At 40.1% G+C, this 14,096-nt stretch carries 13 protein-coding genes and 1 riboswitch; of the genes, 11 read left to right on the top strand and 2 right to left on the bottom strand.

From position 1 onward, the window contains the following. Positions 1 to 7: 7 nt before the first annotated feature. Positions 8 to 484 carry a GNAT family N-acetyltransferase gene (locus BSG1_RS04360; RefSeq protein ID WP_006835668.1) on the top strand — a complete coding sequence of 159 codons (477 nt, stop codon included), beginning with the start codon at positions 8 to 10 and terminating at the stop codon, positions 482 to 484. A gap of 112 nt (positions 485 to 596) precedes the next feature. Then, the gene (locus tag BSG1_RS04355; RefSeq protein WP_332248295.1) at positions 597 to 899 is read left to right on the top strand and encodes a GNAT family N-acetyltransferase; all 303 of its coding nucleotides are present in this window, start codon (positions 597 to 599) and stop codon (positions 897 to 899) included. Between the two features lie 166 nt (positions 900 to 1,065). Here BSG1_RS04355 and BSG1_RS04350 read toward each other — a convergent pair whose 3' ends face one another. Continuing rightward, entirely contained in the window at positions 1,066 to 1,563 is a 498-nt protein-coding gene (locus BSG1_RS04350; protein WP_006835665.1) for a L,D-transpeptidase family protein, read from the bottom strand. 228 nt (positions 1,564 to 1,791) lie between these two features. On the opposite strand from BSG1_RS04350, the gene BSG1_RS04345 reads away from it, so the two are divergent. After that, positions 1,792 to 3,273, top strand: coding sequence for a Na+/H+ antiporter NhaC family protein (locus BSG1_RS04345; RefSeq protein ID WP_006835664.1), 1,482 nt, complete (start codon positions 1,792 to 1,794; stop codon positions 3,271 to 3,273). A 116-nt stretch (positions 3,274 to 3,389) separates the two neighbouring features. Here the strand turns inward: BSG1_RS04345 and BSG1_RS04340 are convergent, their stop codons facing one another. Further along, positions 3,390 to 4,682 (bottom strand): NCS2 family permease, encoded by a 1,293-nt coding sequence (locus BSG1_RS04340; protein WP_006835663.1) that lies wholly within the window; start codon positions 4,680 to 4,682, stop codon positions 3,390 to 3,392. A 95-nt stretch (positions 4,683 to 4,777) separates the two neighbouring features. After that, a riboswitch (purine riboswitch) is annotated at positions 4,778 to 4,878 on the bottom strand. Positions 4,879 to 5,528: 650 nt separating this feature from the next. On the opposite strand from BSG1_RS04340, the gene BSG1_RS04335 reads away from it, so the two are divergent. The 8 genes from BSG1_RS04335 to BSG1_RS04300 all read left to right on the top strand — a co-directional run bounded on the left by BSG1_RS04335 (position 5,529) and on the right by BSG1_RS04300 (position 13,954). Then, a complete protein-coding gene (locus BSG1_RS04335; RefSeq protein WP_006835662.1) occupies positions 5,529 to 6,257 on the top strand; it encodes a YwaF family protein in 729 nt (242 codons plus the stop codon). Positions 6,258 to 6,338: 81 nt separating this feature from the next. After that, positions 6,339 to 6,641: an EthD family reductase gene (locus tag BSG1_RS04330; RefSeq protein ID WP_006835661.1), complete on the top strand. Its 303-nt coding sequence runs from the start codon at positions 6,339 to 6,341 to the stop codon at positions 6,639 to 6,641. Positions 6,642 to 6,752: 111 nt separating this feature from the next. After that, entirely contained in the window at positions 6,753 to 7,160 is a 408-nt protein-coding gene (locus BSG1_RS04325; RefSeq protein ID WP_156791393.1) for an NUDIX hydrolase, read from the top strand. Positions 7,161 to 7,374: 214 nt separating this feature from the next. Beyond that, positions 7,375 to 7,911: an RNA polymerase sigma factor gene (locus BSG1_RS04320; RefSeq protein ID WP_232214190.1), complete on the top strand. Its 537-nt coding sequence runs from the start codon at positions 7,375 to 7,377 to the stop codon at positions 7,909 to 7,911. Beyond that, positions 7,892 to 9,064: an RNA polymerase sigma factor SigX gene (locus tag BSG1_RS19705; RefSeq protein ID WP_006835658.1), complete on the top strand. Its 1,173-nt coding sequence runs from the start codon at positions 7,892 to 7,894 to the stop codon at positions 9,062 to 9,064. The genes BSG1_RS04320 and BSG1_RS19705 overlap by 20 nt, the downstream gene beginning before the upstream one ends. A 492-nt stretch (positions 9,065 to 9,556) precedes the next feature. Next, positions 9,557 to 11,566, top strand: a complete 2,010-nt coding sequence (locus BSG1_RS04310) for a putative bifunctional diguanylate cyclase/phosphodiesterase (protein WP_052302358.1) — start codon at positions 9,557 to 9,559, stop codon at positions 11,564 to 11,566. A gap of 32 nt (positions 11,567 to 11,598) precedes the next feature. Beyond that, complete coding sequence (locus BSG1_RS04305) at positions 11,599 to 12,165, top strand: GNAT family N-acetyltransferase (protein WP_044022384.1); 567 nt, start codon at positions 11,599 to 11,601, stop codon at positions 12,163 to 12,165. A gap of 103 nt (positions 12,166 to 12,268) precedes the next feature. Next, entirely contained in the window at positions 12,269 to 13,954 is a 1,686-nt protein-coding gene (locus BSG1_RS04300; RefSeq protein ID WP_006835655.1) for a M3 family oligoendopeptidase, read from the top strand. Positions 13,955 to 14,096: the final 142 nt, after the last annotated feature.

Here is a 14,096-nt window from a genome sequence, read left to right as displayed (position 1 = left end):
ATAAACTTTGGATATTAAATTTAGAGAGGCCGTAATAGAGGATTATGAGAGACTCAAACCTATCCATAAAGAAGTACATAACTTGCACGTTCTAGGAAGGCCGGATAAATATAAGCCCGCTGACGAAACGCTCGATCGGGATTATTTTATTGAATTGATCGAATCGCCTGACGGAAAAGTATTTCTCATCGAGGATGGAGATGCAATTGCTGCATTTATGATTTTAAAAAAAGTGTGGCCGCCTAAGTGGGGAACAAAGGTTCAATCCCCCGTTGTATTCATGGAAGATTTGGGTGTGACGCCCTCTTATCAAAGGAAGGGGTTAGCCAGGAAGCTGTTTGAAAAGGCGGTTGAATTCACAAAGGCTTGTAATGCCGAAAGTCTTGAACTGGGAGTATGGGAATTCAATCGGAGTGCGATTAAGTTTTATGAGGAAATGGGTATGACGACACAGGCAAGGAAAATGGAATTTAAAGTGAAGTGAGAAGTTATCATGGTGGATAACTTCTTTTTTGATTATACAAATAAGAATACGGGAAAATTAATTGATGAACACGAAGTTGTTTTAACGACTTCGAAAGAAGGGAATAAGTTACTTGAACCAAGTCGGTGAGAGGAGTGTTGTGATGAGTGAAGTTCAAAAAGGCTCGAATAAATTTTTCGTAGGTCAAAACGAAAATGAACCCGAGGCAGAAATCGTTTTCTCCCAGGAACAGAATAAAATGGTTATTCAACACACGTTTGTCTCAGGAAAATTAAGAGGACAGGGTGTAGGTCAAGAACTGGTTGATGAAGCAGCCCGGCATGCAAGGGAAAAAGATATCAAAATTGACTCACAATGCCCTTATGCGAAAGAGGTATTGGAGAAGAATGAAAAGTATCAGGATGTTTTGGCGTAGCTCAAGTCAGAAGTGTTTGAGGAACCCATAGATTGGGTTCTTTTTTTGCTCAAAACTATATCCAGGAATAATTGCTGCATCAGCGGATGAATTAGTCAGACTTCTAAGTGTAAATGTTCACGCTTTAAAGTGAAAGGGGTTGTTAGCGAGTTGCTTGTTTTATTTTTCAAGGGGTAATCACGACCCGTGTTCCGATTGGGATGGTCCTGGCCAGTTCTTCAACATCGCTGTTATACATTCGGATGCAGCCTTTCGATACGGCTTTTCCTATAGAAGCAGGGTTATTGGTACCGTGAATTCCATAATGTTTTTTGGATAAAGACATCCACATAGTGCCGAATGGTCCGCCTGGATTAGGCGCTTTATTGATAATTACATACTGTCCGACAGGTGTGGCGGAAAGCATCTTGCCGACAGCAATCGGATAGGTTTTAACGACAGTCCCGTTCCTTTGAAGTGTTAATTTTCGCTGACTCGTCGATACGTGGATGGAAAGCGGGATTTGATTGGGATCAGGCAGACCAGGGATGGTAATTTTTTGGCCAACCAAAATGAGGTTTGGATTTGTAATATTATTTGTCCTTACCAATTCACGAAAAGAAACCCGGTAATCTTCAGAAATGGACCACAGTGTTTCGCCTGGCTTAACTGAATGCTGATACATGTCATACCTCCACTATTCGTTTAGTTTACCTTATGTAAGGACATCAGAAAAAGTGGCATCAAATATGAGGGAGAAAAATTTATTATTTGAGTATCATTATTTGGTTAGGTAAAAGGTTGTTTTATAAGCTGCTAAAGTACTAAATTGCTATTCTTTTGCTAATATTGTTTTCAAAATATTTTGGGTAATGGTAGACTGGTAAACGACTACAACTTAGGGGGGGAACTTATGGATAAAAAACAAAGAGATGAAGTAATTGATGAAGCTATAGGAAAAAAATCCATTGAACGGCTCGAATTCAGGGGCGGAGTCTTTTCCGCTACAATTCCGCTTGTGTTCTTTATCGTCTGGGCAATTTCATTAAGTGTTGCAGAACTTGTGACGGAAGAAGCACTTGTGCTGGGGATGGTCTTGGGAATTGCGATAGGTTTATTTTTCTGTAAATCGAAATGGTCAGATTATGCTCAGAGTTTATTCTCAGGAATGGCGCAGCCGATTGGGGTTATAGCTGTAATTGCCTGGTTCTGGGCAGGAATGTTCGCTAAGCTGCTTTCTGCTGGCGGGCTTGTTGATGGACTGATATGGTTTGGGTTTCAGACAAATCTGGAAGGCGGACTTTTCGTCGGATTGACGTTCTTGCTTGCTGCCTTGTTTTCCACTGCAGTCGGAACAGGGTATGGAACGGTGGCGACCTTTGGTATTCTGATGTATCCAGCGGGAATTATTTTAGGTGCAGATCCTGTTGTATTACTTGCTGCCATTCTGAGTGGTGCTGTGTTTGGGGACAACCTTGCACCCGTTTCTGATACGACCATCGTATCTGCAACGACACAGGAAGCGGATGTTCCGGGAGTGGTGCGTTCCCGATTTAAGTATTCCATCGCGGCAGCTATTCCTGCGCTGATCTTATTTGTTCTGTTCGGCGGAGGTGGAGAAGCAGGGAGCACCGCCGCTATGGCGCAGCTTCAGGAGCAAGTAACACCTAACGGACTGCTGTTACTCATTCCATTTGCGATTGTCTTGTATTTGGCGCTCTCAGGTCACCATTTGCTGACATCCCTCACATGGGGAATTGTGGCATCCATCGCCTTCATCTTCATTTCCGGTACACCTTTTACAGAAGTTATTCATATCTACAAGAATGATGCCGGAACAGCGGTGGTTGAAGGAGCTTTGATGAGCGGGATCGGCGGTTATTTCAATATGGCGATCTTAATATTATTTATCTTGGCAGCTGCGCATTTGATGGAAGCAGCAGGAACAATGGAAGTCATCAAGAACTTCTTCTTGAAACTGATTAATAATGTTGTACGCAGAGCGGAGCTTTCCATATTTGGAATTGTGGCCTTCTTGAATATTTTCATTACAATTAATACAGCAGCAGAAATCGCGGCTGCACCATTTGTCCGTAAGATCGGTAAAGAAATGAATATTCATCCATACCGAAGAGCCAATTTCCTGGATACGGTGTCCTCTTCACTTGGATATATTTTTCCGTGGAGCGGCGGTGTGCTGCTTGCGTGGGCAACCATTAAAGGAGCAGCTGATGAGTATGATTTTCTGCCGATTGTCAGTCCGACTGAGGTATTTCCATTTGTATTCCAGGGCTGGGGCTTGTTGATTGTCATGCTGATTGCGGCATTAACTGGTTGGGGGCTGCGTTACACCGGTAAAAATGGAGAAGAAATTAAGCCGAAAGACTATAAATAGACAAGAAAAGAGGTGCCGGGGCGTATTGCCGGCACCTCTTTTCTTGATAAACGCATCAACGCGCTAACACGTTAAAAGGGACAGTCCCTCTTAGTGCGGTGAAGCGTTAAAGTGCTTTAGACAAACAAGAAGTAGGATGTGAACAAGATGCAAAGTGCATACATGATCGGATGTACTTCTTTAAAACGTTTTTGAGAGATGAGGGCCAATGGGTAAAGGATAAATCCAAGGGCGATCCCAGTAGCAATGCTGAATGTCAGTGGCATCATCAATATCGTGATAAAAGATGGAACTACAATCTCCATTCGGCTCCAATTGATTTTACTCATTTCAGTTGCCATAAGCGCACCGACAATAATCAACGCTGGAGCTGTGACTTCAGGAGTGATGACACCTAAAATCGGTGAGAAAAACAATGCAATGAAGAAGCATGCTGAAATTACAATGGAAGTAAAGCCTGTTCGCCCGCCTACAGCAATCCCTGCTGAAGATTCCACAAAGGATGCGGTTGTGGACGTACCTAATACCGCACCGACAACACCTGAAGTGGAATCTGCAAGCAAAGCTCGCCCTGCATTAGGGATTTTATTATCTTTCATTAAACCTGCTTGGCTGGCTACCGCGATTAAGGCACCGGCTGTATCAAAGAAAGCGACAAACAAGAAGGTAAAGATAACAGTCAGGACCTGTGGAGTAAAGATGTCTCCAAGGTGATGGAATACTACACCGAATGTCGGTTCAAGACTAGGCACCTTTCCGACGATCGAATTCGGGATGCTGATTAAACCGAAAATCATTCCAATGATTGTGGTTATGACCATTCCGATAAAAATCGCCCCATGAATACCACGCACGAGCATCAATACCGTAATGACGAAACCGGCCACAGCCAGTCCTGTCAAAGGTGAAGCAAGTTTTCCGATGGATACGAAGGTATCAGGGTTGGAAACGATGATTCCTGCATTTTTCAAACCAATGAAAGCGATGAAAAAACCGATTCCAGCAGCGATTGCGTGTTTTAAATCCTGTGGAATGACATTGATGATTTTCTCACGGATTTTCAGCAAGCTTAAGATCATAAATATTATTCCTGCAACAAATACTCCAGTAAGGGCGACTTCCCAATCAATGCCCATTCCGATACACACAGAGAATGTGAAGAAAGAATTCAAACCCATACTCGGGGCAATGCCGATGGGATAATTGGCCAATAATCCTATAAGGAGTGTACCGACAATCGCTGATAAGGCAGTAGCGGTAAATAAGGCACCTTTATCCATTCCGGATTGACTTAAGATAATCGGGTTGACAACCAATATATAGGCCATCGACAAAAATGTCGTGATACCGGCAAGCGTTTCTTGCTTATAGGATGTAGCACGCTCTTCAAATTGAAAAAACTTTTTCATGATGATTGACCTCCTGTTGTAAAAATCCGATAAAAAAAGCCCTGGCAGGTATCAGCCGCCAGAGCAATATCTAAAAGAATAGAAATAATTTAAGATTCAATCATCACTATCCTTGTAGACAAGCTATTTATGGTAGCTGGTAGAAACGCTCAGGCCATATTCCTGAACTTATACAAGGTTATTATTCAAATATAATAGTAGACATCTTAACAGCAGAAAAACGAAGCGTCAATAGAGATTGAAATTGTCATTCTAATTAAATAATTCTAGAGTCTTTCCCGCTTTAACGCACTAAGAGGGACAGTCCCTCTTAGTGCGTTAAAGCGGGAAAGCAAGAAGCATGCCAAGGCCTGGATTTATAGGGTTTATTAAATGGGGTTCAGGGAATTTTAAAAATACGTATTTCATATAAATGTGTGACAAGGTTTAATTTTCTTAATATAGTAGAAGAAGTGGATAGAGGTAGATCAAGAAACTCCGCTGCCTAACAGAAAGGATCGGACAACAATGCCTCCTCAAATAATGGATTATTTTCAGTTGGGTGTTTTTTCTTCCAACGTAATCATGCGTATGGGACTGTCCACAATAATACCTCATCAGGGTCTCAGTGCCAGTCTGTCCAGCATGCTTTCGGGGCCAAAAAGCGGCTTTATCATGCATAATATTCAGAGAGTTTAAATAGACTATCGATAAGAAATATAGGAAAAATCTCACCAGTCTATGGGAGATGAGATTTTCAGTAGACATAATAGAGTTATAATAAACTTATACTTCAATGCGTTAAAGCGGAAAAAGGGACTGTCCCTCTTAGTGCTTTAATGTGGTAAAGGGAAGGGGGCGGTTTGGTTGAGAGACATTTTAAATTTTGATCAGGAGAGTTATCCGTTTGAGATGTTTTCACCGGTTCATATCCTGGCAATAGGAACTTCAATCTTGTTAATTATCTTTTTCTATCTGGGAAGAAACAGATTAAAAGGGGATTTGAAAGAGCCCGCCAGGTATATACTCGTTGGTTTGCTTATATTCGGGGAGGTTTCCTTTCAGTACTGGTACTATTTCAATGACAGGTGGGACATGATAATCAATTTGCCTTTCCAGCTGTGTTCCTTATCCATGTATTTATGTGCGATCATGCTGTTGACCAGAAGTTACCGGATCTTTGAAATTAGTTTCTTTGTCAGTATGACAGGCGCATTTGTAGCTATCCTTACACCTGAATTGTTTTTCGGATTTCCTCATTTCCGATTCTTCCAATTTTTTATCGCTCATATAGCAATCGTCCTTTCTTGTTTATATATGGTATGGATTGAAGGATATAGAGCGACTTACACATCTGTCTTTAAATCACTTGCTGCCTTGAACCTATTAGCTTTTCTTGTTTTCTTATTGAATATCACTATAGGGGCAAACTATATGTTTCTTCGCCATAAGCCTGTCAACGCAAGTCCAATTGATTTCCTGGGACCCTATCCATGGTATATATTCTCATTGGAAGCTGTGGCTTTTATATTATTCTCTCTCTTATATTTGCCCTTTCATTACTCCAAGAAAAAGAACTATTCAAGACAGTACTAAAAGTCTATATGCCCAAATAGAATAAATGGGAAGGTTTTCACCGGAAAACTTTCAAATTTTATCAAAGGGGTAATATAAACGATGCCAAAAGTTATTGTGATGTATGAACAGCCGAAAGATAAGGAAGGGTTTGAGAATTACTATTTTAATCACCACACGCCACTTGTCGATAAAGTTCCGCATGTTGTATCTGCTTCTGTTCAAAAAGTGCTTAACACTCAAAATACAGACCTTCAGCTATATATTGTGACAGAAATCGGTTTTGAAGATAAAGCAGGAATGAAAGCTGCTTTTTCCTCCTCGGAATGGCAGGAAGTAACGAATGATGTGCCCAACCTTATGCCATTTTTAGAAAAGCCCCCAGTCATTGCAGTAGTGGATTAACCAGGAGAATCTTTTCTTTCAATTCGAAAGAAGAGATTTTTTTATTGCACTGATAAATAAGAATAAACTTGTATAATTAGAAGTATTCACTGAAATGTTGGGGGGATGGATATGAAAGAATGGAAAGGTGCGGCGGCAATTTGTGTGAATGATCTTAATGAAGTACTTGTCGTCAGGGGTGTCGGCGCAGATACATGGAGTGTTCCTTCAGGAGGGATAGAGCCCGGAGAAACACCTGAAGAGTGCTGCATCCGTGAAGTGGAAGAAGAAACAGGCTGCAAGGTAAGAATTATAAAAAAACTTCAGGTAAAAGATACAGTGATTCAGGGGATTAAAGTGACTACCCACTATTTTGAGGCAGAAAAGACAGGCGGGGAAATAGTGGTCAATGACCCGGACCTGAACATCGAGGAAGCTTCCTGGAAGTCAATTGAAGAATATAAGTCTCTTGCTCAAATGTATCCTGAGGATTTTCCACTGATACATAAGATTGCCAGTCTGCGCAAAACAATTACATAATCAAAAAGGAGCCAACTTCACAGGCTTCTTTTTTATGAACGAATGATAAAAGAATAATAAGCCGCGGAGGAGGGAGTTGTACACCCATACTCGATAACTCCATGCAGCCTGGAAAATTTCCGGTAATACATATTGTTTTTAAATTTTTTTCAGTAAATTGAAACCATTTTTTATAACATTACGACTAATGTGTAGTCTAAAGGGGGGAAAGGGATTGAAAGATTCATCTTTGAATGAAGTATATGAAACTCATTTTCAGGACGTCTATCATTACCTGTTATATTTTACAAATAGTCAGTCAGATGCAGAAGATTTGACTCAAGATACTTTTATCAGAGCTCTCAAGAATTATGAACAATTTGAACAGAGATCTTCTGTAAAAACATGGATCCTGTCTATTGCCAGAAGAACAGCAATTGATCATTATCGTAAAAGAAAAGTGATATCCATTCTACCCGACATTATTGCACATCTGGGAAAAAGTAATGAGGGAAACCCGGATATTGAATTGGATCAAACTAATGATTGGGAAACGTTGCAAAAAGCACTGGCAACACTGAAGCCTGACTATCGGAATGTCGTGATTCTAAGAGGGCTGAAAGAGTATTCTGTCAAAGAAACAGCTGAGATTCTAAATTGTAAGGAATCCAAGGTAAAAGTAGACTTTCACCGTGCCATTAAACTGCTGAAGAACCAACTGTCCAAATCTAGTGAAGGAGTGGTGATCTTTAATGAACAAAAGAGAAGTTGATGAATTTTTGAAACCTTTAAAGAATCGTCCGGACATAAATCCGCGAGAGGAATTCAAACAGGAACTGAGAAATGAACTGTTTGAGAAAAAAACTGGAATGAATAAAAGACCATTCGTTCATTGGATACCCAACCTGGTGGCAGCAGCCTTGTTAGTTATGGGCATCTACATTGGGACGGACCTGATAATATCAGACAATACTCAAGATGAAGTGACGCCTGCCCAACATCTGGACCCTTCCCAATCTGTAATGATACCAGATATAACGGAAGGAGAAGCAAGGGAAGTGGTTGGAACTGCGTTTGCTCATTATTCTGTTATAGTCAATGGCGGTGATCCGGAAACAGGCGAGGTTTTCCAGCATGACGGCATGGAGTACCGTTTCTTGGGGGAAGATTTTTCAACGGAAGAGGAAGTAATGTCTTATCTTCAAGAAAAATATACTGTAAGAGCCGCTGTGATGATTTATAATGAGATTCCATTTATCGTCTTGAAAGAAAAACTTGCTCAGCCAAATAAATATGTATCCGGCAATCTGCTATGGGCTGACGGCGAAGTGTTGCAGCTCAGGGAAGAGGGAGAGAAAACTCGACTGGTGACATATAAGGTGCCTGTTGAGAAAAGTGATCAATATCAAACATTTGAGGTGACTCTCCAATATGAAAATGGGTGGAAGCTTGATGAACAATTACCTTTCACTCATGGAGATAACATGGAGGGAACACCCCAAACTAAAGACGGAGCGTCCGAGAAAGAGTTCACCTTGACCGATGAAGAACAGGAGATTTATGAAAAATTCTTATTGGATTTTAACGAAGAACATTTAAGGAGCCTTGACCCTATCAGCATAGCTAAACTTTATATTTATGCTGACGCGGAAAATAATCAGGAAGCAGTATACGAATTATATACTGACAAAGAAGGACACGTTCAATGGACGAAAGAAGAGCATATTCAGATGTTTGAAACAAGAGAACGCTCAGCAGAGGAAATTCTTGACGCGTATAACGGCTTACCGGATGGTGAATTCCTGGAAGATGAAGACGGGGAGTCGGGGTACATTAAATTTTATAACGCCAATGGGATGATGGGCTTCCAAATGATAAAAGACGAAGATGGCATTTGGAATGTTTCATATATGCCAATACAATAAGATTTGATAAGGCCGGCCGGTGACAGCCGGTTTTTTGTTGTATGTAGTAGCATCTGAAGGAACCTATATCACTCACATAGATAGGATATTAACCTCCACAATAAGACACGAATCCACCTAATCCAAAAAATAAACCTGTAGATAAAAGCAGAATATGGTAAAATAAAAAAGAATTCTGAAATATTAGAAACCGCTTGATGGCGTGTGGTTAATAAAACATATTAATCTTTTTAACATACATAAAATGGAAGGTATCGCTTTTCCTATTAACAGGCTGGGCAGTATTAGGTCCATAAATCATAAAAGAAAAAGCTTATTATGAAGTAAAGCAGTACAGATTCATTATCAGGACTCAAGGGTTTTATCTTTTTCTGTAAAAAAACTTGCAGAAGAAAATAGACTTTAAATATAATAGATAGGAATATATACCTAATTTTTCAACATAGTTCACTAATTTTCGCATGCTTGTTTGTAACGGAAGGGGTCGGATGAGTGAGCACCGAGAATTTATTTATACTAATTTCCATACTAGTGATCAGTGCTTCTGTTTTTGTTTTATTGAAGTATAGTATCCTCTTTCGGAACTCAAAAGCTGTCGGTATGAATTCCGTGGCTGCTTCAGCAGTCATATGGTTTGTCATCACCCTTTTGACAGTTGAACATGGACTACATAAACAGATTTTATTGCAAGATACCTGGTACATTATCATATGTCTGTTTTTATTTACAATATTGGCATTCAGTCTCGTTTTCTATAATCTGAAAAATATTGAACAGGCTAAGAATTCATTGGGATATTTTATCAGCAGTTCTATTTCAGGTGTTTTCCTTATAGCCATACAGTGTAATTTCTATTTAGAAATTACGGGGTTTGATACATATATTTTTAATAATACTTTGCTTTTTGCAGTGCTTCATACAGTGATTACCTTATTTTTATTGACCAGGGTACTGCAACAGATCAGGTTTGATCAGCTTCATGCTCCTGAAAAAGTCCGGAATGCTTCTTTACTTGTGATCTCGCTGATTTGTGGTCACTCTCTTTTCGGGTCGTTATTGACAGTCACTGAAGCTTTCGGCATTACGGTCAATCACGATCTATTCAATGTTGAATATATCAGCGCCATTCTTTTGTTCTTCATTACTGTGGCTAAAGGCGAAAGACAGTACCTGGATGAAAGAGAAACTTTAAATTATATGGCTTACCATGACTCTCTCACAGGTTTAAAGAATCGTTCTTTTATCCAGGAAGCCCTGGCTAAAAAGACGGCTGAGAGTCAAGCGTTTCATCTATTGCTCCTTGATCTGGATTATTTTAAGCACATCAACGATACTCACGGTCATTTTATTGGGGATGAAGTCCTAAAACAAGTTGCGGAATTTATTAAAAGTAAACTCGCAGAAAATGATATAGCTGGAAGATTGGGCGGGGATGAATTTGTTATCCTCTATCACAATGAAAATAGAACATACACAGTAGAAGAATTTTGTTTATCAATACTGGATTATTTCTCTCAGCCGCTCGTTATTGACGGACGGCAAATGACGGTTACCCCATCCATCGGCGTTTCGGCTTTTCCAGAAAATGCTCAAACACCTGGCGATTTATTGGTGAAGGCAGATATCAGCTTGTATAAAACCAAAGGGGACGGACGGAATTCATTTACCATCTTCAATGAACAGCTTGAGAAGAGGTTCAATCAGGAAATCACTCTTCAAGGAGACTTAAGTAAAGCATTGCTGAATCAGGAATTTGAAGTGCACTATCAGCCGATGGTCAGTCTGAAAGAGAAGAAAGTGATTGGTTTTGAAGCGTTATTAAGATGGAATCATCCAGAAAAAGGGATGATCAGTCCCGGCGAGTTCATCCACATTGCTGAAGAAACAGGCTTGATTGTGCCGATCGGTGAATGGGTCGTCAAGGAAGCTTGCCAGCAGGTGCATGAATGGAATCGTATGCTGGATAAAAGTTATAGTATTTCCATCAATTTATCACTTAAGCAATTCTCGAAGAAGGATATTTACGAAGTGCTCACTGGTATCATCGAAGATAGTGGTATGTCACCTTCCCTGGTCACCATAGAAATTACAGAGTCTATGGCAATGACAAATACGGAACACACCCTTTTAACCTTGAAGAAATTTAAGGAGAATGGATACGGAATCTCTATCGATGATTTTGGTACAGGCTATAGCTCACTCAGTTACCTGAAAGACTTTTCCATTAAAACAATTAAAATTGATCGTTCGTTCATTAAGAGTGTCAATGACAGCGGGAAAGACGATGCGATTGTCAAGGCTATCTTGTCAATTGCAGGTAATCTTGGACTGGAAGTGGTCGCCGAAGGAGTGGAGCTGCCCCATCAGGAACATTTTCTCTTGAGCCAGCACTGTAATTATGCACAAGGGTACCATTACAGTAAACCGTTAAACAGCCGCGACCTACTGAGTTACTTAGAGAAAAAGAGCATGGAATATACTATTGAACCTGCACTCACATAAGGGGTTAAAGCGGAACAGAGAGGGAGATGTTCATGAGCTCAGAAGGCAGATTCACCAGCCTGCCAGTCTTGGAAACAGAAAGGCTGATACTGCGAAAAATCACTATGGCAGATATTGATGATATCTATGAGTATGGATCGGATTTACAAGTTTCCAAGTATGTTGGCTGGCCTACTCATGAATCCATTCAAGATACAAAGGAATTTGTGGGACATATTATCAAAGAGTATGAGAGTGAATGTACAGGCTTTTGGGGTATTGAGTTAAAAGAAAATCAAAAGTTGATTGGGACAATTGACTTTGTTTCCTGGCAGCCTAAACATAAAACAGCTGAAATTGGTTATGTACTGTCCAGAGATTATTGGGGCAGGGGCTTCACATCAGAAGCCGCAAAAGAAGTTTTGAGGTTTGGTTTCAACCATATGGAATTGGTCCGGATACAAGCAAGATGCTTTCTGGAAAATATCGGATCCCAAAGAGTCATGGAAAAGGTGGGAATGACCTTTGAAGGAGTAATCAGAAAAGGCTTATTTATGAAGGATAAGCATCAGGATTTAAAACTCTATTCGATTTTAGCAGAAGAATTCAAAAATCAATAACATTCAAAAGTCCGATTAATATCGGGCTTTTTTTTTATTTTTCAGAATATTAGTTGCGTTTAAGAGTAAAATTAATTACTATATAAAGTAAAGGAGGGGTAAAATGGAAAAAAACAAAATTGAAAGTGGCTTCTGCTTTGAAGAATTTCGTGAAAACTTTAAGGATCTGATAGCGGAATTTTCTCGCTCTAAAGAATTTGCAGTTCAGAACAGTTTATTAAAAGAAATGAACAATCTCCGATTTGAATTTGAAGCAGCTAAAAACCTTTATACGTTACGCCATGTCCAGGATTATCATGATATAAAAGCAGAGAAAGAGTACAAGGCTTTCATTTCCAGGGAAGCGGATTATCAGGAACTGGTTCAACTTTATTACCAAGCTCTGCTACTTACACCGAGAAAAGAAGAACTGGAAAAACGCTGGGGAAAACAGTTGTTTCGGCTGGCTGAGGTAAAAGTTCATTCATTTAGTGATCATATAAAAAAAGAAGTGGAGCTCGAAAACAGTCTTATGGGAGAGTACGGAAAATTATTGGGGACTGCGGAGGTTGAATTTAAAGGTGAGATGATTGGGTTACCATCTCTGGCTCAACAAATGAGCAGCAGTGACAGAGAGACCAGGAAGGCTGCATATGTAGCGAGGGCAAGATATTTTGAAGAAAACGAAGAGAAATTTGATGATATTCTTCATAGACTGATAAAAGTAAGGACCGCCATGTCCCGAAAACTGGGCAGGCAAAATTTCATATCACTTGGTTATGAGAGAATGAATCGGACAGATATGTCTCCAAATGATCTGGAAAAATATCGGAAGCAAGTAAAGAAGCACGGAGTTGGGTTTGTTTCTTCCCTAAGAGAATATCAAAAAAATAACTTAGGAGTTGAAGGCTTGAGATTCTTTGATGATAAAATACTATCGGCTGATGGCCCTCCCTCTCTGCAATTGGATACAGATGAGTTCCTGGATAAAATGAAGGACTTATTTAAAGAACTTTCTTCGGAAACAGAGGTATTTTATGATTCCCTAATGGAAAAAGGAAATTATGATCTTCTCCCAAGACCAGGAAAGAAGGGAGGAGGATATGCTACGTATCTCGGGAAGGAGAAGGAGCCTTTCATTTTTGCCAACATGTCCGGTATATCAAATGATGTGCGCCTCCTTACTCACGAAATCGGTCACGCTTTTCAATTTTTTATGAGTAGAGATTTGAATTGTCCCGAATATATTATTCCAGTGGACTCGGCTGAAATCTTCTCGTTTGCAATGGAACGGTTTACATGGCCCTGGATGGAAACATTTTTTGGAGAGGATACGACTAAATACAAACTCTCACACTTAATAGAGGCTTTTATGTACATGCCACTGGCGAGCGCTATTGATGAATTTGAACATTTTCTTTATGAACAGCCCGAGGCTACCATGAGGGAAAGGAAGCAAAAGTGGAGAGAACTGGAAGCATCTTATCAGCCTGAGCTTGATTATGACGGAAATGAATATTTAGAGGCCGGAGGAGCTTTTCATGGAATACCCCACATTTATTTTAGTCCATTTTATTTCATAGACTATGACATAGCCCATATCCTAGCGGTGCAATTATGGGAGTGGGCACAAAAGGATTCTGAAGCAGCGTGGAAAACCTATTTAGATATGTGCAGAGCGGGAGGAAGCCATTCCTTAAAGGAGCATATAGAAGCAGCAGGTCTAAGATCACCTTTTGAAGAGGGTTCATTATCTCAAATCTTTACCTCAGTTGAAAAGTGGCTGAACAAGAATGGCCTTTATTCTTAATGAAGGGGAAAAGATTAGAGAAGAAATAAGCAAAAAATGGTGAGGATAAATCTCTGGGTGTTTGAATAGAACTCAAGGACTCTGCCCTTCACTTTTAATATGGGGCTGACGTAGAGAAGGGCTGGGCGAGTACACCTGGCGG

The organism is Bacillus sp. SG-1 (assembly GCF_000181495.1).
In the GTDB taxonomy this organism is placed as follows: Bacteria; Bacillota; Bacilli; order Bacillales; family Bacillaceae_B; genus Rossellomorea.
Note: the sequence above shows the minus strand (reverse complement) of the source record. Positions and strands in the feature narration are given on the sequence as shown.

Coding starts and splice junctions, on each gene's coding strand:
- BSG1_RS04350 (WP_006835665.1), bottom strand. CDS start 1,563: ATGTATCAGCATTCAGTTAAGCCAGGCGAAACACTGTGGTCCATTTCT.
- BSG1_RS04345 (WP_006835664.1), top strand. CDS start 1,792: ATGGATAAAAAACAAAGAGATGAAGTAATTGATGAAGCTATAGGAAAA.
- BSG1_RS04340 (WP_006835663.1), bottom strand. CDS start 4,682: ATGAAAAAGTTTTTTCAATTTGAAGAGCGTGCTACATCCTATAAGCAA.
- BSG1_RS04330 (WP_006835661.1), top strand. CDS start 6,339: ATGCCAAAAGTTATTGTGATGTATGAACAGCCGAAAGATAAGGAAGGG.
- BSG1_RS04325 (WP_156791393.1), top strand. CDS start 6,753: ATGAAAGAATGGAAAGGTGCGGCGGCAATTTGTGTGAATGATCTTAAT.
- BSG1_RS19705 (WP_006835658.1), top strand. CDS start 7,892: ATGAACAAAAGAGAAGTTGATGAATTTTTGAAACCTTTAAAGAATCGT.
- BSG1_RS04305 (WP_044022384.1), top strand. CDS start 11,599: ATGAGCTCAGAAGGCAGATTCACCAGCCTGCCAGTCTTGGAAACAGAA.
- BSG1_RS04300 (WP_006835655.1), top strand. CDS start 12,269: ATGGAAAAAAACAAAATTGAAAGTGGCTTCTGCTTTGAAGAATTTCGT.